Here is a 22,998-nt window from a genome sequence, read left to right on the forward strand (position 1 = left end):
ACGGGAGAGGGGGCCGGTCGCGCAGCGGCGGCCATCACCGTCACTTCCACGACGCCGCGTAGAAGCGCGCCACCTCGTCGGGCTGCGCGGTGAAGGTCAGGTCCGACGTGAAGGCGTAGTTGGTCGAGTAGGAGAACATCGGCAGGGCGTAGGCCTCCGCGGCGATCCGCTGGAGCGCCTTGGCGTAGGCGGCCTTGCGGGTATCCGGATCGGTGGAGCCGTCGCCCTTCTGGAGGTCGGCGATCACCTGCGGATCCTTGGTCAGATCCTCCTCGCCGCCGCGGAAATACACCCCGTCGAAGGCCGAAACGTCGAGGACCGAGAACGAGCCCCAGGTCTGGTAGCCGATCGAGATCTTGCCGGCCCGCAGGGAGTCCCGGAACGCCGCGTAGCGCAGGTAGTTGAGCCGCACCTTGATGCCGACGGCGCCGAGATAACCGATCACCGCCTCGGCGTAGTCCCGCTCGCGATAGGCGCCGAGATCGATCTCGAAGCCCTTCTCGTAGCCGGCTTCCTTGAGCAGCGCCTTGGCCTTGGCGGGGTCATAGGGGTAGCGCATCACCCCCTGGTCGGTGCAGCCGAACTGGTCGACGAAGCACAGCGCGTTCATCACCCGCGAGGCGCCGCGCACGAGGTTGTCGACCATCGCCTTGCGGTCGATGGCGTAGGAGATCGCCTGCCGGACGCGCACGTCCTTGAGCGGCGAGTTCTCCTTGGCGCGGCCCAGCGTGTCGAATTGCAGGAAGCCGACCCGCATCGTCTCGGAGTTGAGCACCGTAATGTTCGGTGCGGCGCGTAACTGCTCGGCCTGGTCGCTCGGCACCCGCCAGATCCAGTCGACGCCGCCGGTCATCAGCTCGGCCATCCGGCTCTCGCCGTCCGGGATGACGCGGAACTGCAGCTTGCCGATCTTCGGCTTCCCAAGCGGGCTGCCGGCCCAGTACTTCTCGAACCGCTCCATGCTGACGCCGCGGCCGCTATCGACCTTGGTGATCTTGTAGGGGCCGCTGCCGACCGGCGCCTTGGCGAAGCCGTCGAGCCCGACTTTCTTGAAGTAGGCCGCCGGGAAGATCGGCGTCGGGCCGGCGAGGTATTCGAGAGCGGCCGGGAACGGCGCCTTGAGGTGGATGCGGACCGTATGCGGGCCGGTGACCTCCACCGACTTCATCCAGTCGACGTTCTGACGGGTGACCGTGCGGGCCTCCGGCGTCAGCACGTAGTTGAACGTGAAGGCCACGTCCTCCGGCCCCAGCGGGTCGCCGTTGTGGAAGGTCACGCCCTCGCGGATCGTGAGATCGAGGCTCGTGTCGTCCGCCCAGGTCCAGGCTGTCGCTAGCATCGGCTTGTAGCTGCCGTCCTTGGGGTCCCGATACAGCAGCGTGTCCCAGCAGTTCCGGGCCAGGATCACGCCCTCGCGGGCGCTGTTGTGATACGGGCTGACGTTCTCGGGCTCGCTGTCTGAGGCGTAGACCAGGGTATCGTTGGCCTTGCCGGCGAGCGCCGGGTGCGCAGCGATCAGGGTCGCGAGCGAGGCGGCCAAGGTGGCGGCTCGGGTGAGAGTCCGTAGCGGCATGGAGGCTCCGACGGCGCGGTGGACAGGTCACACGGAGCAATCCGCGGCTGCCACCTTTTTCACCCTGCCATGATGTTGTGCATCTGGGATCGCAACAAGCAGAATTTGGCGAGTGCTGCCTTGCCAAATCGGCAACGGACGTGGTGGTATAGTCGTATCGAGGTACGATAGTGCAAACGACGGGCCTTCGCTACTTCCTGGCCGTGGCCCGCACCGGCTCGATTGCTGCGGCCTCCGCGCAGCTGAACGTCGCGGCCTCGGCGATCAGCCGGCAGATCGGCAACCTCGAGGCCGAGCTCGACTGCGTCCTGTTCGAGCGGCGCCCGCGCGGCATGGTGCCGAGTCCGGCGGGCGAGTTGCTGGCCCAGCACGCCCATCAGGTGCTGATCCGCGCCGAGCAGGTGGTCACGGAGATCCGCGAGCTCGAAGGGCTCGCCCGGGGTCTGATTCGGGTGGCGAGCGCCGAAGGCTTCGCCCTCGATATCGTGCCGAACGCCATCGCGGCCTTCCACGCGGACCATCCGGGCATCCGCTTCGAGGTGACGGTCCTACCGCCCGCACTGGTGACCCAGACGGTGGCGGTGGGGGAGGCCGATCTCGGGATCACCTTCGCGCTCGCGCCCACCGCGCAGGTGGAGGTGCTGTATGACGGGCAGGTCGAGATGCGGGTGCTCGCCGCCGCCAACCATCCCCTGGCGGGCGCGGCGGCCCTGCGGCTGGCCGATCTGGCGGCGTATCCGGTCGCGCTGACGACCCGGGACACGACCCTGCGGCAGGCCTTCGATGCCGCCTGCGCGCAGGAGGGCATCGCGGTCGAGCCGGTTCTGACCGCCAACACCCTCTCGACGCTGCTGCCCTTCGTGCGGCGCTCGCGCGGGCTGGCGCTGATGTCGGCGCTCTCGGTGCAGACGCCTCTGCGGCTCAACGAGCTGGTGAGCCTCCCGATCCTCGCCCGGGCGCATCTCGTGCGGGGCATTCAGGTCCAGGCCATGCGCGAGCGGCGGCTGCCCCGGGCCGTGCGGGCGTTCCTGCGCCAGCTGCTGGAGGCGCTGCCGCCGCCGATCGCGTCCTGATCGAGTCGCGTTCCAACTCAGTCTCGGCCGGCAGGCGCCCCTCCGTGCAAAGCGCCACCGAAGACCGGCTGAGGATCGCTCAGGCGCCCCGGTCCGCGACCGTGCAGCTGTGGTCCATCACGTCCTCGGCGCTGGCGCTCGGAGCCCGGTAGGCCAGCAGGATGTAGCCCGGCTCGGGATCGCCCGGCGGTGTCGCCAACGCCGCAAAACTCGTCCGGTGCAGGTCGGGCCGGGCGCCCGGCAGAGTGTGCAGGACTGCGAACGGGTTGAACCGCGCCGCCTCCGCCTCTGGCACGCGCAGGGCGTAGTAGCGGTCGCCCGCGAGCGGCACCGGGAAACGGCTCCAGCGCCGCTGGATCTGGCGGCCATGGGCCTTCAGGGCTGCCAGCACGCTCGGCCGCAGGCAGTCGACGTGGATGTGGAGCTGGTCCTGGCTGCGGCCCCGGGCCGAATTGACCGCCAGCCCCACCGCATCGGGCGACAGCTTCCCCTTGAACGCGTCCGACACGAAGGGGCGCGCCGCGAGCGCCGCCCGCCAGTAGGCGGCCCCGCGCGGGCCCCGCAGCACCGGCGCCTCCAGGCCCGCCACGGTGTCGGTCGGCATGACGACGCTGTGGGTCGGCTCTCCGGGCGCCCGCAGGACCGCCGTGCCCGGCCGCTCCCCGTCGCCGAGATCCACCGAGAGGCACGGAAAGGTCCGGTTGGCGAGCCGCTTGGCCAGCACGCAGGTCTTCAGCGCCGCCCACAACACGTCCCGGCTCGGATCGGGCGCGGCCGAGACCGGCACGGGGAACATGAGGGTGGCCAGGACGGCGAGCAGCGCGCGGCGCATGGAGGCTTCCGGTGCGGCCGGCGGCGCGGCCCGGGGCATCGATAGCCGATCCGACCGTGCGCCGGCAAAGCGGCCCGATGTCCTGACGGCAGGCTTCGGAGCGGCTATGCCGGCCCGTCCCGAACCCGGAGACCCCGATGGCGCCCGCCCTTACCCCGGAGATCGCCGCCCGCTTCGCCGGCGTCGCCCTCGGCCACGTGACCCAGGAATACCCGAACAAGCCGGGCCATGTCCTGGAAGGGCCGGGGGATGCGCGCACCCCTGCCGCGCTGCACCCGGTCTTCCATGGCAGCTACGATTGGCACTCCTGCGTCCACGGAACGTGGCTGCTCGCCCGCGTGCTGGGCCTGTTCCCGGACGGCGCGCAGGCCGGGGCGATCCGCGCCCATTTCGATGCGCAGCTCACCCCCGAAAAGGTCGCCGGGGAATGCGCCTATCTCGGTCGGCCGACGGCCCGGGGCTTCGAGCGGCCCTATGGCTGGGCATGGCTGCTGAAGCTCGCCGACGAACTCGCCCGCCTGCCCGAGCCCCGCTGGGCCGAGGCGCTCGCGCCGCTCGCCGGGATCGTGGTCCGGCGGTTCCGGGATTTCCTGCCGCTGGCCGCCTATCCGGTGCGGGTCGGGACCCATTTCAACACCGCCTTCGCACTGCGTTTGGCCGCCGACTACGCCGAGGGAGCGGGCGATGCGGCGCTCCGGGCCCTGCTGCTGCAGAAGGCCGAGCGCTGGTACGGGGCGGACGAAGCGTGCCCCGCCTGGGGCGAGCCGGGCGGCGACGACTTCCTGTCCTCCGCGCTGATCGAGGCCGAGTGCATGCGCCGCCTGCTGCCGCCGGAGCGGTTCGGACGCTGGTTCGACCGGTTCCTGCCCGATCTCGCGATGAGCCGGCCCGTGACCCTGTTCCGCCCGGCCGCCGTCACCGACCGCAGCGACGGCAAGACCGCCCATCTCGATGGGCTGAACCTCAGCCGGGCGTGGTGCTTCCGGGCGCTCGCCACCGCCCTCGCTCCGGAGGATCGCCGCCGGCCGGTCCTGACCGCAGCCGCCGAGGCGCACCTCGCGGCGGGGCTCCCGCATGTGGCGGGCGACTACATGGGCGAGCATTGGCTCGCCACCTTCGCGCTGCTCGCCCTGGAGGCATGAGCCAAGTCCTTGGGGCGGCTGCTAAACGATAAGGGCTCCCTGAGTACCTGTCTCCGCAGGTCGTGTTGGTTCGGACAGGCCAAAAAAAGGACCGTCCTCAAAGAACGGTCCGAAGTCTTGGGAGGAAACGCCCACGATGGGCAAGCCGCACGACGACGCCGTCGTTGTGCTGCACTGCATCAACCCGAGAGGGGGCGGCGTTGTTCCGGTCCGAGCATCCTGCGTCTCGGGACTTGGTGGACAGGGGCTTTCCGGTCTCGGACCGCGCTGCCTCCGCGTGCGGACGATCACTCCTGCGCCGCGCCTTCGGCGGGGAGGTGTCGCGCCGCGAGTGCCTTCGGCGGGCCGCGCCGCTTCGCCGCCTGGTACAGCACCTGGGCGAGCTGCTCGGCCGCGTACGGCTTGCGCACCAGGGGGAAGCCGTGGGCGTCGTCCGTGGCCAGGATGTGGCTGTAGCCCGAGGTCAGCACCACCGGCAGGTCGGGCCGCGTCGTCTGCAACTGCCGGGCGAGCGCGAAGCCGCCCATGCCGGGCATCACCACGTCCGAGAACACCACGTCGAAGCGATCCGGCGTGCTGTCGAGCTCGGCCAGCGCCTCCTCGGCGGATTTCGTCCAGACCGGGGCGTGGCCCAGATCCTCCAGGATCTGGGTGCAGAAGCGGCCGACCCCGAGATTGTCCTCCACCACGAGGATGCACAGGCCCCGCTGCGGCACCGTCTCCGTCTCCGGCTGCGCGTCGCGGCCGATCTCGGCGGCCGCCGCTGGGGCTGCGATCTGCGGCAGGTAGAGGGTGAAGGTGGTCCCGCCGCCCAGCGCGCTCGCCACGTCGATGTCGCCGCCCGACTGCTTGGCGAAACCGATCACCTGGGAGAGGCCGAGCCCGGTCCCCTTGCCGACCTCCTTGGTGGTGAAGAACGGCTCAAAGATCCGCCCCAGATCCGGGGCCGGGATGCCGGTACCCGTATCGGTGACCCGCACGGCCACGAACGGCCCCCGCGCGCCGGCATGGCCCCGGATCGGCGGCATCGGGCAGTCGCCGTCGAGGCGCAAGGTCAGACCGCCTTCCCCGTCCATGGCGTCCCGGGCGTTGACCGCCATGTTGATCAGGGCCGTCTCGAACTGGCTCTCGTCGGCCCGCACGTAGCGGGGCGTCTCCGGGAGATCGATGGTGACGCGGATCCGCGCACCGGTCACCGAATCGAGCATGTCGGCGATGCTGCGCAACCGCGCGCAGATGTCGAACACCTGCGGCGTGAGCGCCTGCCGCCGGGCGAAGGCGAGGAGCTGCCCGGTGAGCTTGGCGGCCCGGTCGACCGTGTCGGAGACCGCATCGAGGTAGCGCCGCCTGCGCTCCTCCGCGAGATCGGGCCGGCGCAGGAACTCCATGGAGGAGCGGATGATCGTCAGCAGGTTGTTGAAGTCGTGCGCCACGCCGCCGGTGAGCTGGCCGATCGCCTCGAGCTTCTGCGATTGGCGCAGGGCCTCCTCGGCTTCGCGCTGCTCGGTGATGTCGCGTCCGAACCCGTAGAACAGCCCGTCCTCCGGAACGACGGTCCAGAGCACGCGGCGCCGGTCCCCGGACTGGGTCAGGCAGGCGAGTTCGACATCCTCGACCCGGCGATCCTCGCAGAGCGGCCGCAGGGCGGCCCGCGCGGCCTCGCGCTCCGGCTCCGCCACGAAGTCCAGGGCGGACCGGGCCAGGGTCTCCCCCTCTGACCAGCCGAGTGACCGGCTCCATGAGGGGTTCACCGCCTGGACCCGCCCGTCCCGGTCGGAGACGAGCTTCAGCACCGGCGACAGCGTCCAGACCCGGTCGCGGTCTCGGGTCTGCGCGGCGACCTGCGCCTCCAAGCGCTCCGCCCGCGACTGGAGCAGGTCCTCGACCTGCTTTCGCTCGGAGACGTCGTGGGCGAACACGTAGAACCCGTCGACCTGCCCGTCCGGCCCGCGGCGGGGGAGGTAGCGCGTGTCGGCGGTCCGTCTCCCGCCATCCGGGAAGGTCCAGGCCCATTCATGCCGGATCTCGTGGCCCGCGAGCGCCCGCTCGATGGCGGAGCGCCGCGCCGCGAAGGCTTCGGGGCCGAGGAGGTCGGTCACGGTCCGCCCCACCACATCGGCGGCGGACTGGCCCGTCCAGGTCTCGTAGGCGGCGTTGGCGAACCGATAGACGAGGTTGCGGTCAATGAAGGCGATCAGCACCGGCATCGCGTCCGCGACGAGGCGCAACTCGGCCTCCCGCGCCTGGAGGGTCATCTCGCTCCGGCGGCGCTCGGTGATGTCGTTGAACAGGATCGCGACGCGGTTCCGCATCGGCCCGTCGACCCGGTAGGCGTGCACGTCGCACCAGCGGCCGAGCCCCGCGATCGGCTGATCGAACCGGACCGGCTCCCCGGTCCGCACGACCTGCCCGTAGAGGTCGAACCAGTGCTGCTCGTGGCCGGGCACCAGCTCCCGCATCGTGCGGCCGACCACGTCGGTCAGGCCGGACTGGTGCTCGAAGACGGGATTGACCTCCAGGAAGCGGTAATCGACCGCGCGGTCGTCCTCCGCGAAGATCACCTCCACGAGGCAGAATCCGGCATTGAGGAAGGCGAACAGCGAGCGGTGGCGCTCCTCGTTGCGGCGTAGCGCGGCCTCGGCGCTGCGGGATTCCAGCTGCGCCATCACCGCCCGGGCGAGCGCGCTCAGCATGAAGACCTGCTGGTCGGTCAGGGTGCGCGGCTCCCGATCGAGCACGCAGAGCGTCCCGATGGCCCAGCCATCGGGCGTCACCAGGGCGACGCCCGCGTAGAAGCGCAGGTGCGGCTCCCCGGTGACGAGGTCATTGCCGGCGCGATCCGGCTCCGCCGCGACATCAGGCAGGATCAGGAGGCCGTCTGCGCGCAGCGCCTCGGTGCAGAACCCGGAATCGAGCGGCATCGCCTGCGGCGCGTGGCCCACCGCGGCCTTGATCCATTGCCGGTCGGCGTCGATGAACGTGATGTGGGCCATCGGCGTGCCGCAGGCCTTTGCGGCCATCTCGGCGATCTCGTCGAATGCCCGTTCCGGGGGTGTGTCGAGGATGGCGTAGGCGCGCAGGGCGGCCAGGCGCTGGGGATGCTGGGGCTCGAAACCCGACGAGCGGGGCATTGTCTGGGTCCGCGACACGGAGGGGTCATAACCCACGCCTTCGACCCTCCCAAGTGAGCCCATGCAACGCAGCTCCGGTGATACGGCCAACAAAGGGCTAGCGCGCGGGTAAGCTCTCGAACGAACGGTTCGGATCCCGACCGGCAGTTGTCACCCTGCGGGTCTGAGACTTCGTTGCGCCCGACTGCCCCGCTGCGGCTTGCAATCTTAAATTGTGTCGGCACCCCTCACGTTTCGCGGTGGCGACGCTGGATGTCGGCCGGCATCGTGCTGGGCCATGTTCAAAAATTCGTGTTCGCGCCCCCGCTCCCCGCCCGGTGCCGGGTCGACGTAGCGCCCGGATCTGTCGGATCGATGTCGCCTGCCCCTCCGGGCCGGCGCGAATCCGATCCGCGACACCTGCCCTGTGGACGGGATTGCCGCGCCAGGGAGCCGCGGCGGCCCACGCTGCGTTGGCGGCACGAGGACACGGGTTCGGATGGGCATGGCCAATCGCAAGCTGAAGCTGGGCACGCAGCAGGGCGTCGAGGACGCGCCGCTGATGCCCACGGGTGCCCTGGCGGTGGCGCTCCTGGGCTACGGGGCTGGGGCCGCGCCCCTCGTCCACGTCGCCCGGGACGGACGCCGCCTGGAGGAGCTGGCCGCGACACTCCGGGCGCTCGATCCCGAGGCCCGGGTCGCGATCTTCCCCGAATGGGATTGCCTGCCCTTCGACCATGCCTCGCCGTCCCGGGCCACCATGGGCGCCCGGGCCGCACTGATGCGCTGGCTGACCGACCCGGACGCGCTGCCCGACTTCGTGCTGACGACCGCCCCGGCCCTGATCCAGCGGGTGCCCCCGCCGGAGACCTGGGCGACGGCCCGCGTGACGCTCCGGGTCGGCGACCCCCTCGACGTCGCGGCGGCGACGGCCGACCTCAAGCGCCTCGGCTACATCCTGGACGAGCGGGTCGACGAGCCCGGCGAAATCGCTGTCCGGGGCCGCACCCTGGAGGTGTTTCCGGCCGCGGCGCCGCGCCCCTGCCGGATCGAGCACGCGGACGGCCGCGTCACCGCGATCCGCTCCTACGATGCGATCTCGCAGCGCTCGGTGGCCGAGACGGACGAACTCGTGATCGATCCCGCGACCGAGATCGTCCTGGAGCCCGGCTCCGGGCAGAGCTTCGAGCCGTTCACCGGCCAGGAGCACCGGCTCGAGCGCTACTACCCGCGCCTCGTCACCTTGCTCGATTACGTGCCTGCAGCGCGTCTCGTCATCGAGGACGGCACGCAGGCCCGGATCGATGCCGTGTTCGAGCAGATGGAGGAGGCAAGGGGCCGGCTCGGCGGCCGGGGGCAGGCCGGGGCGGGCCTCTACCTCACGCCGCAGGCGTGGCGCGACATCGTGGCGGCCCATGACCGGATCGCCGCCACCGAGGCGGCTGGCGAGCCGCTGACGCTGCCATCCTTCGCCCGGGAGCGTCGGCCGGGCCCCGCCTTCGCCAAGCTGCTGCGCGAGCGGCTGAAGGCCGGCGACGTGATCGTCCTGGCGGGCAGCCGCCAGCCGCTGCGACGCCTCGTGCGCCAGACCGGCAAGATCGCCGAGCGCCCGATCCGCCTGATCGATGCCTGGGCCGATGTGGCCAAGGCGGCGCCGGGGGACGTCCTCGCCTTGGAGGCGCCGCTTGGAGCCGGGTTCCGGGCACCCGACCAGAGCGCGACCGTCATCGCGGCCGCGGACCTGTTCGGGCCGGAGGCCGCGGTCACGGGGGGCGCCCGGGCGATCCTGCCGATGGGCGAGGTCGATCTGCGCCCCGGCGACGTCGCGGTCGACCGCGACCGCGGCCTGTGTGTGTTCGAAGGGCTGGAGCCGGTGGCGACCCAGGGCGATGAGGCCTCCGAGGCCCTGCGCTTGCGCTTTGCCGGTGACGCGATCCTGATGGTGCCGGTGTCCCAGGCCGACCGGATCTGGCGCTACGGCCCGGAGCCCGACGCCGTCACCCTCGACAAGCTTGACGGCAACACGTGGCCCCGCCGCCGCCTGGAGGCCGAGGCCACCATGGCGCGGACCGCCCGGATCATGCTGGAGGCCGCCCATGCCCGGCGGGAGACCGCGGCCCCCGTCCTGGCGCCCCCGGCCAAGGATATGGAGCGCTTCGCCGCCGGCTTCGGCTTCGCGCCGACCCCCGATCAGTCCGCTGCGATTGACGAACTGATGGCGGACCTCGCCTCTGGCCGGCCGATGGACCGGCTGGTCTGCGGCGATGTCGGCTTCGGCAAGACCGAGGTGGCCTTGCGGGCGCTGGCGGCCGCTGTCTTCTCCGGCAAGCAGGCGGCGCTCATCGCCCCGACCACCGTCCTGGCCCGCCAGCACACCGAGATCCTGCGCCGCCGCTTCGGCCGGTTCGGCATCGAGGTCGCGCAGCTCTCCCGCCTCGTGGCGCCGGCTGAGTCCAAGCGCGTCAAGGCGGGGCTCGCCGACGGCACGGTCCGGCTGGTGGTCGGCACCCATGCGCTTGCCGGCAAGGGCGTTCAGTTCGCCGATCTCGGCCTGACGGTAATCGACGAGGAGCAGCGCTTCGGCGCCAAGATGAAGGCGGACCTGCGTCGTCTCGCCGAAGGCGGCCATGTGCTCACCCTCACCGCGACGCCGATCCCGCGCACGCTTCAGGCGGCGCTCGTCGGTCTTCAGAGCCTGAGCGTGCTCGCCACGCCCCCGGCCCTGCGTCAGCCGGTCCGGACCGTCGTGGCGCCCTACGATGCCGAGGCTGTGGGTGAGGCGCTGGTTCGCGAGAATCGCAGGGGCGGCCAGAGCTTCGTGGTCTGCCCGCGGATCGAGGACATCGCCCCCATGGCCGAGCGCCTGCGCGCCCTCGTGCCGGATCTCTCGATCCTGGTGGCCCACGGGGACCTGAAGCCGTCGGCCATGGACGAGGTCATGGTCCGCTTCGCGGAGGGCGACGGCGACGTGCTGCTCGCCACCGCCATCGTGGAGAGCGGGCTCGATGTGCCCCGGGCCAACACCATGCTGGTCTGGGAGGCCGCGAAATTTGGGCTCGCGCAGCTCCACCAGCTCCGGGGCCGCGTCGGCCGCGGCCAGCGGCGCGGCACCGTCCACCTGCTGAGCGATCCGGCCGCGCCCCCGCCGCCGGCGGCGCTCCAACGCCTGCGCGCCCTGGAGGCCCTGGACCGGCTCGGTGCCGGCTTCGCGGTCAGCGCCCGGGACCTCGACCTGCGCGGGGCCGGCGACCTCGTCGGCGAGGACCAGGCCGGGCACGCCAAGCTCGTCGGGCTCGGCCTCTACCAGCACCTGCTGCAGCTGGCGCTCACCGCCGCCAAGGGTGGGCGCGCCGAGGATTGGAGCCCGGAGATCGAGCTCGGCCTGCCGAGCCGGATCCCCGAGGATTACGTGCCGGAGCCGGAGATCCGCCTCAGCCTCTACACGCGGCTCCTGCGCCTGCGCGAGGCCGAGGCGATCGATGCGCTGGCCGGGGAGGTCGAGGACCGGTTCGGCGCCGCCCCTGCGCCGATGCTGGCCCTGTTTGACCTCGCACGGCTGCGCGCGGCCTGCTGCGAGCTGGGCGTCGCCCGGCTCCGGGGCGGTCCCCAGGGCGTGGCGGCCGATCTCAGGCCGGACCGGCCGCTGCCCGCCCTGCCGGTGACGGACGGCGTCATCCTGCGCGAAGGCCGCGTGGTCTGGAAACAGCTCTGTCCCGATGCCGCGTCCTGCGCGGCGCTGGCGTCCGATCTGCTCGATCGCATCCGCACTGCCCGCGAGCGCGCCAGCTGAGCTTGCGCCGGCCGCTTCAAACGGTCACAGGCTGTCGCGTAGAAACCGCGGAGGGGAGTGTCCCATGCACGTCACGATTGAGCAGGCCGATAAGGCGATCGCCGCCGCCCGAGCGAAGGCGATCGAACTCGGCACCCAGATGTGCATCGCGGTGGTGGATTCCGGCGGCAACCTCAAGGCGTTCCACCGCATGGACGATGCCTGGGTCGGCTCGATCGACATCGCCCACAAGAAGGCCAAGACCTCGGTGTTCTTCGGCATGATGACCGGCCAGATCGGCCAGCTGTCGCAGCCCGGCGGCCCGCTCTACGGGATCGAGCATTCGAACGACGGGCTGATCACCTTCCCGGGCGGGATCCCGATCGTCGATGCCGACGGCGTCATGTCGGGTGCCATCGGGGTCAGCGGCTCCACGGTGGAGAACGACCACACGGTCGCGGAGGCTGGCGCCAAGGCCATCGGCCAAACCGAACTGCCGGCCCATCCCTGGCGGACGTAAGGCTCGGCTCAGGACGCGCGCTGCGCGAGCGCGCGTCCGACCCCGAGCAGCAGCATCCTTGAGAGCATGTGCAGGGCAGCGTCCCCATGACGCTCCAGGGCGGTATGGGCCTGGATGCAATGATCGGCCGCCGCATCGAGCGTCTCTGCCGGTTCCGGGATGCCGCTACGCGGTGACGTCCAACCGCCGTGAAACTCCGTGATGTCGATATAGGCACCGCACCCCTGCAGGCGCCCGGTCTCGTCGGGCGCCAGATGGCCCTGGTTGAGGATCCGACGCGTTTCGCCGGCCCCGGTCAAGATGCGGAACGCGATCGCGACCGGTCCGCCGGTCTGCCGAAGGTGCTGGATCGTCTCGAAGATCGGGTCGCGGTCCTCCGGGTGGATCCGCCCGAGGGCGACATTGAGGGGTACCGGCTTGCCGACCAGGCCGGGATTGCCCGCCAGTATGGAGGCGGCGCCTAGGTCGAGCACGGATCGACCGGCTGAAACATCCGTATCCCAGGTACCGATGAATCCCGCAGCCTGCAGGGCTGGAGCCGCCGTGGACGCCAGTAGCATGAGAACCTCTCATCCGGTCTGCTCTGGCCATCGTTCCGCGAGCGGATCAGCCCTCCGGCGGACGCCCGCGACGTTGCTGTCCGGACAGGTCAGATACTCGAGTGCTTTCGAGGTGCGCGCCAAGTTGTCATAGAAAGTAACACAGGTCAATTTTGTAATGGGAGCAGTATTTTCAGATCAATATGTATGAATGTGTACAAAAGGCCGACCCTTGGACTGTTTTGCCGGGCGCGGCCGCATCCGGCGATACTCCCCCGTCCGGCTGCAGGCCGGCAACGATCCGTACCGGCTGCCGGATCGTAAAGCCTGACTCCAGCCCGTCCCTGGCGCCGATCGGGATCGCGGCCTAACCTCCCGCCTCCGGGACGCCTTCGGCAGAGGGGCATCGCATCGTGGATCGCATCAATCTCCCGCTCTCGCACGACCGGCTCTGGGACAGCCTGATGGAGCTCGCCCGGATCGGGGCGCTGCCCAACGGTGGCAATGACCGCCAGACCCTGACCGACCGCGACGCGGAGGGACGGGCCCTGTTCCAGCGCTGGGGCGAGGCGGCGGGGCTCACGCTCACGGTCGATCGGATCGGCAACATGATCTTCCGCCGCCCGGGGCGGAACCCGGATCTGAAGCCGGTGGCGGTCGGCAGCCACCTCGATACCCAGCCCACCGGGGGCAAGTTCGACGGACCGCTCGGCGTGCTGGCCGGCCTCGAGATCATGCGCGCCCTGCAGGAGGCCGGGATCGAGACCGAGGCGCCGCTCCTGCTGATCAACTGGTGCAACGAGGAGGGTTCGCGCTTCCCGCCGCCGATGAGCGGCAGCGGCGTCGCCATGGGGATCGTCCCGGAGGCGGACATCCTGGCGACCCGGGACCTGTCGGGCCACGCCTTCGGCGACGAATTGCGCCGCATCGGCTGGCAGGGCGAGGCGGATCCCGCGGATTTGCGGGCGATCGGCGCCTATTTCGAGCTGCACATCGAGCAGGGCAAGCGCCTGGAGGATGCGGGCCTGACCATCGGGGTGGTCGACCGGGCGCTGGCGCAGATCTGGTACGAGATCACCGTGCAGGGCGAGGAGGCCCATGCCGGCAGCCCGATGGAGGGGCGGCGCGACGCCCTGATGGCTGCGGCGGCGCTGATCGCTTCTCTCGAAGGCATCGCCCGAGACGCGGTGGCGGCCAGCGGCGAGCGCGGGCGGGCCACCGTGGGCGTGCTGAAGGCCGAGCCGGAAAGCCGCAACATCACGCCGGGCCGGGTCTGGTTCAGCCTCGACACGCGCCACGGCGACACCGAGCAGCTGGAGGCGATGCGGATCCAGATCCAGGCCCGGGCCGACGCCCTGGCGGCCGAGCGCGGCGTCTCAATCCGCGTGGAAGACTTCTGGCGCGCGCCGCCGACCCCGTTCGATCCCGTGCTGGTCGACCGGGTCCAGGCCGCCGCCGAGTCCCGGGGCCATGCCTGGACGCGGATGCCGACGGCGATCTACCACGACGCCGTCTACTGCGCCCGCGCGGTCCCCGCGGCCCTGGTGTTCTGCCCCTGTCACGGCGGCATCAGCCACAACGAGGCCGAGAGCATCACGCCGGACTGGGCCGGGGCCGGTCTGGAGGTCCTGGCCGACGCGGTTCTGGCGACGGCGGGCGTGGCCACCGGGGCCAAGGGCGGTTGAGGGAAAGGCCATCATGCCCGACGACAACGTCATCCGCCCGGCCTTCGGCGCTCCGCGCCGTCCCGCTCCCGCCGGGCCGGAGGAGGCCGGTCAGCCGTTCCTGCGCGTGCTCGGTACGGGGGCCGGCCACCGGGTCGGCCTGATCCGGGATCCGGCGGCGCAGGAGGGCGAGGTCTTCCGGATCGTGGTCGGTCCGGAGGATGAGCCGGAGGTCGAGACCGTGGCCCTGCTGCCGGCCAGTGCCGACGCGGAGGCCGAGGCCGAGCGGATCGGCTTCGCGGTCCTGCGGGCCCTGGAGGTGGTCGAGGGCGCGCTCTGATCCGCACCGTTCTTCGTCCACGGGTGTTCTCCACGGCAGGCGCGGGAGGGACGCATGACGGTCGGCAAGGGGACAGTCGACAAGAGCCGGACGGCCGGCCGGGTCAGCAGCACGACAATCGCGATTCCCGCCCGGGCCGGGATGGTCTGGTCGGTGCTGACGGACCTCGAATCCTATCCGGACTGGAACCCGTTCATCCGGAAGGCCACGGGCCAGCGGCGCGCGGGCGCGCAGTGGCGCCTGGAACTGACCCTGAACGGCCGCACGTTCCAGACCGTGCGCGTGCAGGTGACCTGCTGGGAGCCCGGCCGGCGCCTGACCTGGCGCGGCGGCATCCCGATTCTGCGCCTGCCGATGCCGCACCTGAGCACCGGCACGCACGACGTTCGAATCACCGAGACCCGGCAGGGCGTCGATCTTGTGCAAGCGGAGACCTGCGCTGGCTGGCTCGCCCCCGTGCTGTTCCCCTGGCTTCAGGGGCGCATGCAGGCCCGGCTCGCAGAGATGAACGCGGCGTTGCAGGACGAGGTCGCCCGCAGGACGGCCGAGACGGCCTGACCGGCGCTAAGCCCTTGTCGTCGTGCGCGCTCTTGCGCCGAACCGGTGTCCACTTCGGCGGAGCGCGCGCCCCGTCATTCGACCGGCTTCGGCTTGACGATGGGCGAGCGGGTCAGGCTCTGGATCTCGCGGCTGGGCCGCCCCGCCTTGAGGGCGATCTCCGCCTCCTGTTCGAGGATGAGCTCGCGGGCCGGCTCGTCGCCGTCCAGGCCGCCCAGGATCTCCATCGGCACCCGCCGGTTCGAGGCCCGGGAGCCGTCGGTATAGACGACATCGAACATCACAAAACCCCGCTCTTGCGGTCTCGACTTGATACGCTTGGCCATAGGTGCTGATACGCCGCCGGAATTGGTTGCGGCAAGCCGCTGCGACATGTGGGGGCCATGCGGCGCGCATAGGCCGCGCCCGGCGCCCCCCGACACCCCCGCGCCAGACGAGGACGCCGCACGTGATACCCTGGGTTCATCTCGATACCGGATCCGTGCCCGGTGGTGGCACCTCCTTGCGGCTGATGCGGCGCGGCGAGGAATTCGCGATCCTGGCCGACACGATCGAGCTGATGAACAACCGCCGCAGCGGTTCCGAGGTGGCGCTTGCGGCGCTGACCTGCGCGCGGCTCGTGGATCGGCCGCGAGCCCGGATCCTGATCGGCGGGCTCGGCATGGGCTTCACCCTGCGCGCGGCGCTGGCGAATCTCGGCCCCGAAGCGCAGGTGGTGGTGGCCGAGCTGGTGCCGGCGGTGATCGCCTGGGCGCGGGGGCCCCTGGCGCATGTCTTCGCCGGCTGTCTGGACGATCCGCGGGTCGACCTGCAGGAGGCCGACGTGAACCGCCTGATCCAGGCCGGGCCGGAGCGCTACGACGCGATCCTGCTCGATGTCGACAACGGCCCGGAGGGCCTGATGCGCCGGTCGAACGACCGGCTCTACGACAATTGGGGCCTGAAGCGGGCCCGCTGGGCCCTGCGGCCGAGCGGGATCCTGGGCGTCTGGTCGGGCGCCCCGGACCGGAAGTTCAAGAGCCGGATGCAGCGCTCCGGCTTCGACGTGGACGAGCAGCGCGTCCATGCCAGCGGCCGGGGCAGCGGACCCAAACACGTGGTCTGGTTCGGGACGAAGGTCGCCGGTTTCGCGGAGCCTGCTCAGGATGCACCCGCGCAGCCCGCCCCTGGTCGAAAGCGGCACATTCGATAGCCGGTTTGCTGCCGCTCACGGTCGCACCCCCTGTGCCGACCGCGCGATCTCCCGCACATTCGATCGATGGGTGTGAATTGCGGGCATCTCTACACGGTTGAGGTGAGACCGAGCCGGCATGACCCGGGCGGCTTCACCTGGGCGATCCGCGACCGCGGCAAGCTGGTCCGGGGATCGTACCGCCCGCACGCCTCCGAGCATGCCGCCCGCGCCGTCGCGCTGGCCGAGGTCGAGCGGCTGATCGGGCACGACGGGCGATCGGGCGGCGCCTGATCCGACGATTCATCGCGCCGGTCCAGCGCTGTCATCCAATCGTCACGGACCGGCCAGAAAGCCTCGCCTGTATCCCTGGCAAAGAGAGCTCCATGGACTTCCACCGTCGCTTCACGGTCCTGATGTGCACGCCGGCCTTCGATCCGGACGATCTGGAAGGCGCGCGCGTCAATCAGATCGTGGCGGCGGTGGAGAGTCGCGGCTTCGAGGTGGTGCGCGCCCGGCGCGTCGAGGACGCTGCGATCGCGGTCCAGACCGACGCGGCGGTCGGCTGCCTCGTGGTCGATTGGGGCAAGCGCGGCCTCGACGGCAAGACCGCCGCCCTCATCGACATGATGCGCAAGCGCGGCCTGGAGATGCCGATCGTCATCATGGTCCGCCGCAAGCGGCTGGAGGACATCCCGGTCGAGCTGCTCGACTTCATCGACGGCTACATCTTCCTGGCCGAGGAGACGCCGGAATTCATCGCCCGCGGCCTCGTCAGCCGGGTCACGCAATATGCCGGATCCCTCAAGACGCCGTTCTTCGGCGCGCTGGTCGACTACGCCGAGAAGGGCAATCAGCTCTGGACCTGCCCGGGCCACAACGGCGGCATTTTTTACAACCGGTCTCCGATCGGCCGGATCTTCGTCGAGCACCTGGGCGAGGCGATTTTTCGCGATGATCTCGACAACTCGGTGCTCGATCTCGGCGACCTGCTGACCCACGAGGGCCCGGCGCTGAAGGCCCAGAAGGAGGCCGCCAAGATCTTCGGGGCGGAAAAAACCTACTTCGTCCTCAACGGCACCTCGGCCTCCAACAAGATCGTCCTGTCGTCCCTGGTGGCGGAGGACGATCTCGTCCTGTTCGACCGCAACAACCACAAGGCGGCTCATCACGGAGCCCTGTTCCTCGGCGGCGGCATCCCGATCTTTCTGGAGACCGACCGCAACGCCTACGGGCTGATCGGCCCGATCTACCACGAGGCCCTGGACGAGACGCGGATCCGCGAGAAGATCCGCCGGAACCCGCTGGTGACCGATCCGGAGGCGTGGCGCCGGGAGCGGCCGTTCCGCGTCGCGGTGATCGAGCAATGCACCTATGACGGCACGATCTACGACGCCCAGGAGATCCTGGAGAAGATCGGCCACCTCTGCGACTACATCCTGTTCGACGAGGCCTGGGCGGGCTTCATGAAGTTCCACCCGCTCTACGCCCGCCGCTTCGCCATGGGGCTGACCGGGCTCGACGAGACCTCGCCGGGCATCGTCGCCACGCAATCGACCCACAAGCAGCTCGCGAGCTTCAGCCAGGCCTCGCAGATCCACACCCGGGACGGCCATATCCGCGGCCAGACCCGGCGGGTCGAGCACAAGCGGCTCAACGAGAGCTTTTTGGTCCACGCCTCGACCTCGCCCTTCTATCCCCTGTTCGCCTCGCTCGACGTCGGCGCCCAGATGATGAAGGGGCGCTCGGGCATGATCCTGTGGGACGACACGATCCGGCTCGGGATCGAGTGGCGCAAGAAGGTTCGGGCGATCCGGCGGGAATTCGAGGAGAACGAGCGCGATCCGGCCCGACGCTGGTTCTTCGACCCCTTCGTGCCGGACGTGACCAAGAATGCCGACGGGGCCGAGGTGCCCTGGGAGAGCGTGCCCACCGACGAGCTGGCCGCCACGCCCCGCCACTGGGAGCTGAAGCCCGGCGCGCGCTGGCACGGCTTCACCCATGTGGCGCCGGGCTACGCCATCACCGACCCGAACAAGCTCACGGTGCTCACCCCGGGCTTCGACCGGAAGACCGGCGCCTATGCTGCGCATGGCGTGCCGGCGCCGATCGTGGCGCAATACCTGCGTGAGAACCGGATCGTCGCCGAGAAGAACGACCTGAACTCGCTGCTCTTCCTGCTGACCCCGGGGGTCGAATCCTCCAAGGCCGGCACGCTGATCTCGGGCCTCGTCGCGTTCAAGCGGCTGCACGACGACAACGTGCCCTTGGAGGAGGCCATGCCGGAATTCGTCGCCCGCCGGCCGAATCGCTACCGCGGCGTGCGCCTGCGCGACCTGTGCGCCGAGTTCCACGCCTTCCACCGGGAGGCCGGCACCTCCACGCTGCAGCGGCGGCAATTCGCCCCCGATCACCTGCCCGAGATGGTGATGCCGCCCAAGCGCGCCGCCCAGATGCTGACCCGCAACAAGGTCGATTACGTGCCGATCGCGGAAGCCGAGGGCCGGATCGCCAGCACCCTGATGCTGGTCTATCCCCCGGGCATCGGCACGGTGCTGCCGGGCGAGCGGCTCGACGAGCGGGCCGCGCCCATGCTCGACTATTTCAAGATGTTCGAGGCCTCCGCCAACCTGTTCCCCGGCTTCGAGGCCGAGATCCAGGGCGTCTACCGGGAGGTCGAGCCGGACGGGCGGATCCGCTTCCACACCTACGTCGTGCGTGAGGGGGCCTGATGGAAATCGAGGTCGAGCCCCCCGGGCCGCTTGCCGCGCGGCCCAGCCCCGACATCGTCATCCGCGCCTCCTCGGACGCGGATCTCGAGGCGATGGTGGCGATCTACGAGCACCATATCGGCAAGGGCGTGGGCGATGTCGGGGCCTTCGAGGAGGCCCGCCTCCTGCCCGACGACCTGAAGCGACGGCGCAAGTCGATGCGCAAGAAGCGCCTGCCGCACCTCGTGGCCGACCGCGGCGGCGTGGTGGCGGGCTACGCCTACGCGGTGCCGTTCCGGAAGCGCCCGGCCTATCGCTACACGCTCAAGCACTCGATCTACGTGCATCCCGACCACCTGCACGCGGGGATCGGCCGGCGGTTGCTGCCTGCGCTGGTCGAGGCCTGCGCGGCGGGGGGCTACCGGCAGATCATCGGCTACATCGACGCCGAGAACGAGGCCTCGCTGCGCCTCCACGAGGCCTGCGGCTTCGAGCGGGTCGGCTTCCTGCGGGCGGTGGCGTTCAAGTACGGCCACTGGGCCGACAGCGTGATGGTGCAGCGAGCGCTGGGGACCGGATCGGAGGACCGGCCGGGGTAAAGGGCCGCCTCAGTGGCCGGACGTCGTCGCGACGATGTCGACCTCGACCCCCACATCGAGCGCCACCCACTGCCCCGACGCCCAGCCGCCCTGACCGACGCCAAATTCGGTGCGGATGAGGCCGACGCGCCCGGTGGCGTGCGCCGCGCCGCCGTCCAGGGTCAGGTGGAACGGCAGTGTCACGGGCCGGCTCGTGCCGCGGATCGTCAGCGTTCCGATCGCCGCGTAGTCGCCCTGTCCCTTGTCGACGAAGCGGGTCGCTTCGAAGCGCGCCTCGCTCGCCGCCTTGACGTCGAACCAGTCCTTCTGCGGCAGGGCCTGGTCGCGCTGGACGTCCCCGGTTCGCGCGCTGGCGAGGTCGACCAGCACGAGCGCATGCCCTGCCTCGGGCTTGGCGGGGTCGAAATCCACCGCGGCCTTGAACCGCTCGAACCGCCCGGTGAATGGGACACCGACCTGCACGCCGGAGAACCGGATCACGCTCTTGCCCGGATCCACCGCCCATTCTGCGGCCGCCGCCGGCAGGGCCGCGACCTGCAGCGCCGCGAGCAGGCAGAGGTGACGCGTGTTCATCGGGTCGGCTCCACGGTGGGGGCGGGCGACAGAGGGTGCCCCGGCAGCATCCGGCGCAGCACGTCATCGCGCAGGAGGAGGTGGTGGCGCAGGGCCGCCGCCACGTGGACGGCGAGCAAAGCCGCCAGAAACCACGCCCCCAGGGCGTGGACCTGCTTCAGGATCCCCTCGGCGGCGGCCGGGTCCGGGACGAGGCCCGCCAGCCGCAGGTGTGGCCAGGGCACGATCCCGTACAGCACCGTCGGGATGTTGAACGGCGACAGCGACACCACTGCCCAGCCGGTCAGGGGCAGCCCGACGAGGAGCAGGTAGAGCAGGGCATGCGCCGCCCCGGCCGCGCGGCGCTCCCGCGCCGGCATCCCGGCCGGGTGCGGCGGCGGCCGGTGGGTCAGGCGCCAGAGGACGCGCAGGGCGGTCAGCGCCAGCACCGTGACGCCGACGGACTTGTGCCACTGGTAGAGCTGGAATTGGCGCAGCGGCGCCAGGGCCGCGTGCGTCATGGTCAGGCCGAGGCCGATCAGGACGAGCACGCAGAGCGCGCTCGCCCAGTGCAGCAGGATCGCCACGGCGGAGTACCGCCGCGCGGAAACCCCGTTCGCCATGGCGGATCCTTTCCGATCAGTCCTGCTTCTCGAAGGCGCCCGCGATGGTGAGGTGCAACTCGTCGCCAATCAGCGGCACGTAGGTCTTCACCCCGAATTCCGAGCGCTTGAGCGTGCCGGTGGCCTCGAAGCCGACCGTGACCTTCTTGCTCAGCGGGTTCACACCGGCGCCGACCAGCGTGACGTCGAGCGTCACCGGCTTGGTCACGCCGTGGAGCGTCAGGTCACCCGTCACCTTCGCGTGGTCCTTGCCCGCGGGGGCGACCTTGGTGGACACGAAGGTCATGTCGGGGAACTTGGCGGCGTCGAGCCACTGGTCGCCCTTCAGCTCGTCGGTGAGCTTGGCGCTGGTGGTCGTCACCGAGGCGACCGGGATCTTCACCGATAGCTTGGCGGCGGCCGGGTTCTTCGGCTGCAGCTCCAGCGTGCCCGACACGTCCGAGAAGCCGCCGGCGTAGTTCGAGAAGCCCATATGGGACACGCGCCAGCCGACCTGGGTGTGGCCGGGATCGACCGCGTAGGTGCCGGCCTGGATCTGGGCGGGATCGCGGGTCGGCGGGGTCTGAGCCAGGACTGGGGTGGCGACCAGCAGGGCCAGAAGGCCGGAGGCGAGAATCGACTTCAATGGTGTCTCCTGCAGAGCAGACGGTCGAGCGCGATTCGTTGCGCCGCAGCAGCCGTGTAGCCCCGTTCACGGTCCCGGTTGAGCCTGCTATCCGGAACCCCATGGTTGCGAAAACGGAAACCTTCCGCGGGGGGCTGGACGATGTGCGGGCCTTCTGCACAGTCGTCGATCTCGGCACGGTCACGGCCGCGGCGGCCAGCCTGCGCGAGACCAAGGGCAGCGTCAGCCGGCGGATCTCGCGGCTGGAGCGGGCACTCGGTGTCCGGTTGATGGCGCGGACCTCCCGGGCGGTCTCGCCGACCGCCGAGGGTCTCGCCTTCTACGCCAAGGCGCAGGAGAGCCTGACCCTCCTCGACGAGGCCGCCGAGACCGCCCGCGATGCCCGGACGGTGCCGGCCGGGCACCTGCGGATCACCACCTCGATCGATTTCGGCATCGAGGTGATGCCCGAGATCATCGCGAGCTTCCGCGAGGCCTATCCGCAGATCACCGTGGAGATGCTGAACACCGACGCGCGCCTCGATCTGGCGGCCAACCGGATCGACCTCGCCCTGCGGCTCGGCAGCGCCGAGGAGACCGGCTATCGCGCCGTCGTCCTGGCGACGCTGACGGCGGCCCTTTACGCCGCCCCCGCCTACCTGCTGCGCCGGCCGGCCCCGGCGGACCTCGCCGCCCTGCACGATCACGACCTGATCCTGGCCCGCGAACGCTTCGGCGCGGCGGCGCTGGCGCTGACCGACGGCCAGGGCCGCACCGAGCCGCTCTCCGTGAACCCGGCGATCCGCGTCAGCGATTTCGCCACCGCGCTCCGGTTGACCCTGGCGGGCGCCGGGATCGGCCATCTCCCCAGCCTCGTCGCCGCCCGGGCCGTGGCGGCGGGTCAGCTCCAGCGCGTGCTGGCCCCCTGGGCGACCCGGGGTGCAGCCCTGCGCGCCGTCACCCTGGCCGGTCGCGAGCTGCCCGCCCGGGTCCGGGTGTTCCGCGAGCACGTGGGCCGCGCCCTCGCGGCCTGCGACTGCGCTCACGAGGTCGTGGATTTAGACGTGAATACTGTTGAGAACCAGGTACATACAGTAAAACATGGGTTAGATTTCTGAGGCTCGCTCAAATTTGAACGATCGTCGTATCGATTCGTTCACGGGCATCCCTCACCATGCACTGCAACAGAGGCCGAACACCCGGTCAGCGAGCCGGATCGTGCGGGTCCCTTCGATGTCATCGCGGACGCCATCATGCCCCCTGCCAGCAGGCGCCTGCGTTCCGTCCTCATTGTCGGTACGCTCACCCTCGCAGCCACCGGCGCAGCGCTGGAAACCGCGCGGGCGACCCTATCGACCGCGGCCCGGATCGTGCTGCAGAAAGGCCGCCACTATGCGCCCACCGACCTGTATCTCCGGCGGGGCGACACGATCACCCTGCGCAACGGCGATGAGAGCTTCACCCACCATGCCTTCATCGAAGCGGATCGGTTCTCGTTCGATGCCGGCGATCAGGAGCCCGGCACCGAGACACGGCTGACGCTGGTCGAGCCGGGAGATTTCGTGATCCAGTGCGGCATTCATCCGAAGATGAAGCTGACCATCCACGTCGAGTAGGA

21 protein-coding genes are annotated in these 22,998 nt (G+C 70.5%); 13 read left to right on the top strand and 8 right to left on the bottom strand.

Annotated features, from left to right (window positions below; genetic code table 11):
- Positions 1-40: 40 nt before the first annotated feature.
- On the bottom strand, positions 41-1,573 hold the full coding sequence (locus OXS27_RS20265; RefSeq protein ID WP_267358395.1) for an ABC transporter substrate-binding protein: 1,533 nt from the start codon (positions 1,571-1,573) through the stop codon (positions 41-43).
- Between the two features lie 170 nt (positions 1,574-1,743).
- Between OXS27_RS20265 and OXS27_RS20270 the strand changes: the two genes are divergently transcribed.
- A complete protein-coding gene (locus tag OXS27_RS20270; RefSeq protein WP_267358396.1) occupies positions 1,744-2,646 on the top strand; it encodes a LysR family transcriptional regulator in 903 nt (300 codons plus the stop codon).
- 79 nt (positions 2,647-2,725) lie between these two features.
- On the opposite strand, the gene OXS27_RS20275 is transcribed toward OXS27_RS20270, so the two are convergent.
- The gene (locus OXS27_RS20275; protein WP_243924510.1) at positions 2,726-3,478 is read right to left on the bottom strand and encodes a CDP-diacylglycerol diphosphatase; all 753 of its coding nucleotides are present in this window, start codon (positions 3,476-3,478) and stop codon (positions 2,726-2,728) included.
- A 137-nt stretch (positions 3,479-3,615) separates the two neighbouring features.
- Between OXS27_RS20275 and OXS27_RS20280 the strand changes: the two genes are divergently transcribed.
- A complete protein-coding gene (locus OXS27_RS20280) occupies positions 3,616-4,620 on the top strand; it encodes a DUF2891 domain-containing protein (RefSeq protein WP_267358397.1) in 1,005 nt (334 codons plus the stop codon).
- A gap of 287 nt (positions 4,621-4,907) precedes the next feature.
- Here the strand turns inward: OXS27_RS20280 and OXS27_RS20285 are convergent, their stop codons facing one another.
- Positions 4,908-7,751, bottom strand: a complete 2,844-nt coding sequence (locus OXS27_RS20285) for a PAS domain-containing protein (protein WP_267358398.1) — start codon at positions 7,749-7,751, stop codon at positions 4,908-4,910.
- 484 nt (positions 7,752-8,235) lie between these two features.
- Here OXS27_RS20285 and OXS27_RS20290 point away from each other — a divergent pair, with 484 nt between their 5' ends.
- Complete coding sequence (locus OXS27_RS20290) at positions 8,236-11,520, top strand: DEAD/DEAH box helicase (RefSeq protein ID WP_267358399.1); 3,285 nt, start codon at positions 8,236-8,238, stop codon at positions 11,518-11,520.
- Between the two features lie 64 nt (positions 11,521-11,584).
- Positions 11,585-12,019, top strand: a complete 435-nt coding sequence (locus OXS27_RS20295) for a heme-binding protein (RefSeq protein ID WP_243924497.1) — start codon at positions 11,585-11,587, stop codon at positions 12,017-12,019.
- An 8-nt stretch (positions 12,020-12,027) separates the two neighbouring features.
- Here the strand turns inward: OXS27_RS20295 and OXS27_RS20300 are convergent, their stop codons facing one another.
- Positions 12,028-12,579 (bottom strand): PAS domain-containing protein, encoded by a 552-nt coding sequence (locus tag OXS27_RS20300; RefSeq protein WP_267358400.1) that lies wholly within the window; start codon positions 12,577-12,579, stop codon positions 12,028-12,030.
- A 392-nt stretch (positions 12,580-12,971) separates the two neighbouring features.
- Here OXS27_RS20300 and OXS27_RS20305 point away from each other — a divergent pair, with 392 nt between their 5' ends.
- Genes OXS27_RS20305 through OXS27_RS20315 form a run of 3 tightly spaced genes read left to right on the top strand, consistent with a single transcriptional unit; the run spans position 12,972 to position 15,120 of the window.
- Positions 12,972-14,243 carry a Zn-dependent hydrolase gene (locus OXS27_RS20305; RefSeq protein WP_243924495.1) on the top strand — a complete coding sequence of 424 codons (1,272 nt, stop codon included), beginning with the start codon at positions 12,972-12,974 and terminating at the stop codon, positions 14,241-14,243.
- A 13-nt stretch (positions 14,244-14,256) separates the two neighbouring features.
- Complete coding sequence (locus tag OXS27_RS20310) at positions 14,257-14,562, top strand: hypothetical protein (RefSeq protein ID WP_243924494.1); 306 nt, start codon at positions 14,257-14,259, stop codon at positions 14,560-14,562.
- A 54-nt stretch (positions 14,563-14,616) separates the two neighbouring features.
- Positions 14,617-15,120 carry an SRPBCC domain-containing protein gene (locus tag OXS27_RS20315; protein WP_243924493.1) on the top strand — a complete coding sequence of 168 codons (504 nt, stop codon included), beginning with the start codon at positions 14,617-14,619 and terminating at the stop codon, positions 15,118-15,120.
- Positions 15,121-15,194: 74 nt separating this feature from the next.
- On the opposite strand, the gene OXS27_RS20320 is transcribed toward OXS27_RS20315, so the two are convergent.
- Positions 15,195-15,446: a hypothetical protein gene (locus tag OXS27_RS20320; protein ID WP_243924492.1), complete on the bottom strand. Its 252-nt coding sequence runs from the start codon at positions 15,444-15,446 to the stop codon at positions 15,195-15,197.
- Positions 15,447-15,568: 122 nt separating this feature from the next.
- Here OXS27_RS20320 and OXS27_RS20325 point away from each other — a divergent pair, with 122 nt between their 5' ends.
- The 4 genes from OXS27_RS20325 (at position 15,569) to OXS27_RS20340 (ending at position 19,601) form a co-directional block, all read left to right on the top strand.
- Complete coding sequence (locus tag OXS27_RS20325) at positions 15,569-16,312, top strand: hypothetical protein (RefSeq protein ID WP_243924491.1); 744 nt, start codon at positions 15,569-15,571, stop codon at positions 16,310-16,312.
- Positions 16,313-16,378: 66 nt separating this feature from the next.
- Complete coding sequence (locus OXS27_RS20330) at positions 16,379-16,585, top strand: hypothetical protein (protein ID WP_243924489.1); 207 nt, start codon at positions 16,379-16,381, stop codon at positions 16,583-16,585.
- A gap of 92 nt (positions 16,586-16,677) precedes the next feature.
- On the top strand, positions 16,678-19,023 hold the full coding sequence (locus OXS27_RS20335) for an Orn/Lys/Arg decarboxylase N-terminal domain-containing protein (RefSeq protein WP_267358401.1): 2,346 nt from the start codon (positions 16,678-16,680) through the stop codon (positions 19,021-19,023).
- Entirely contained in the window at positions 19,023-19,601 is a 579-nt protein-coding gene (locus OXS27_RS20340; RefSeq protein WP_243924485.1) for a GNAT family N-acetyltransferase, read from the top strand. The genes OXS27_RS20335 and OXS27_RS20340 overlap by 1 nt, the downstream gene beginning before the upstream one ends.
- Positions 19,602-19,610: 9 nt before the next feature.
- Here the strand turns inward: OXS27_RS20340 and OXS27_RS20345 are convergent, their stop codons facing one another.
- Genes OXS27_RS20345 through OXS27_RS20355 form a run of 3 tightly spaced genes read right to left on the bottom strand, consistent with a single transcriptional unit; the run spans position 19,611 to position 21,401 of the window.
- On the bottom strand, positions 19,611-20,174 hold the full coding sequence (locus OXS27_RS20345) for a YceI family protein (RefSeq protein ID WP_267358402.1): 564 nt from the start codon (positions 20,172-20,174) through the stop codon (positions 19,611-19,613).
- Entirely contained in the window at positions 20,171-20,776 is a 606-nt protein-coding gene (locus OXS27_RS20350; RefSeq protein WP_267358403.1) for a cytochrome b/b6 domain-containing protein, read from the bottom strand. Before OXS27_RS20350 ends, OXS27_RS20345 begins: the two co-directional genes overlap by 4 nt.
- Before the next feature lie 16 nt (positions 20,777-20,792).
- Positions 20,793-21,401 (bottom strand): YceI family protein, encoded by a 609-nt coding sequence (locus tag OXS27_RS20355; RefSeq protein ID WP_243924479.1) that lies wholly within the window; start codon positions 21,399-21,401, stop codon positions 20,793-20,795.
- A gap of 101 nt (positions 21,402-21,502) precedes the next feature.
- Between OXS27_RS20355 and OXS27_RS20360 the strand changes: the two genes are divergently transcribed.
- On the top strand, positions 21,503-22,498 hold the full coding sequence (locus OXS27_RS20360) for a LysR family transcriptional regulator (protein ID WP_243924477.1): 996 nt from the start codon (positions 21,503-21,505) through the stop codon (positions 22,496-22,498).
- A gap of 135 nt (positions 22,499-22,633) precedes the next feature.
- Entirely contained in the window at positions 22,634-22,996 is a 363-nt protein-coding gene (locus OXS27_RS20365) for a hypothetical protein (protein WP_243924476.1), read from the top strand.
- Positions 22,997-22,998: the final 2 nt, after the last annotated feature.

This window comes from Methylobacterium sp. GC_Met_3 (genome assembly GCF_026540775.1).
In the GTDB taxonomy this organism is placed as follows: Bacteria; Pseudomonadota; Alphaproteobacteria; order Rhizobiales; family Beijerinckiaceae; genus Methylobacterium.

Bases quoted from the DNA above. Each gene is read 5' to 3' on its own strand.
- OXS27_RS20265 (WP_267358395.1), bottom strand. From the start codon at position 1,573: ATGCCGCTACGGACTCTCACCCGAGCCGCCACCTTGGCCGCCTCGCTC.
- OXS27_RS20275 (WP_243924510.1), bottom strand. From the start codon at position 3,478: ATGCGCCGCGCGCTGCTCGCCGTCCTGGCCACCCTCATGTTCCCCGTG.
- OXS27_RS20280 (WP_267358397.1), top strand. From the start codon at position 3,616: ATGGCGCCCGCCCTTACCCCGGAGATCGCCGCCCGCTTCGCCGGCGTC.
- OXS27_RS20285 (WP_267358398.1), bottom strand. From the start codon at position 7,751: ATGCCCCGCTCGTCGGGTTTCGAGCCCCAGCATCCCCAGCGCCTGGCC.
- OXS27_RS20290 (WP_267358399.1), top strand. From the start codon at position 8,236: ATGGCCAATCGCAAGCTGAAGCTGGGCACGCAGCAGGGCGTCGAGGAC.
- OXS27_RS20295 (WP_243924497.1), top strand. From the start codon at position 11,585: ATGCACGTCACGATTGAGCAGGCCGATAAGGCGATCGCCGCCGCCCGA.
- OXS27_RS20300 (WP_267358400.1), bottom strand. From the start codon at position 12,579: ATGCTACTGGCGTCCACGGCGGCTCCAGCCCTGCAGGCTGCGGGATTC.
- OXS27_RS20310 (WP_243924494.1), top strand. From the start codon at position 14,257: ATGCCCGACGACAACGTCATCCGCCCGGCCTTCGGCGCTCCGCGCCGT.
- OXS27_RS20315 (WP_243924493.1), top strand. From the start codon at position 14,617: ATGACGGTCGGCAAGGGGACAGTCGACAAGAGCCGGACGGCCGGCCGG.
- OXS27_RS20320 (WP_243924492.1), bottom strand. From the start codon at position 15,446: ATGGCCAAGCGTATCAAGTCGAGACCGCAAGAGCGGGGTTTTGTGATG.
- OXS27_RS20330 (WP_243924489.1), top strand. From the start codon at position 16,379: ATGGGTGTGAATTGCGGGCATCTCTACACGGTTGAGGTGAGACCGAGC.
- OXS27_RS20335 (WP_267358401.1), top strand. From the start codon at position 16,678: ATGGACTTCCACCGTCGCTTCACGGTCCTGATGTGCACGCCGGCCTTC.
- OXS27_RS20340 (WP_243924485.1), top strand. From the start codon at position 19,023: ATGGAAATCGAGGTCGAGCCCCCCGGGCCGCTTGCCGCGCGGCCCAGC.
- OXS27_RS20345 (WP_267358402.1), bottom strand. From the start codon at position 20,174: ATGAACACGCGTCACCTCTGCCTGCTCGCGGCGCTGCAGGTCGCGGCC.
- OXS27_RS20350 (WP_267358403.1), bottom strand. From the start codon at position 20,776: ATGGCGAACGGGGTTTCCGCGCGGCGGTACTCCGCCGTGGCGATCCTG.
- OXS27_RS20360 (WP_243924477.1), top strand. From the start codon at position 21,503: ATGGTTGCGAAAACGGAAACCTTCCGCGGGGGGCTGGACGATGTGCGG.
- OXS27_RS20365 (WP_243924476.1), top strand. From the start codon at position 22,634: ATGCCCCCTGCCAGCAGGCGCCTGCGTTCCGTCCTCATTGTCGGTACG.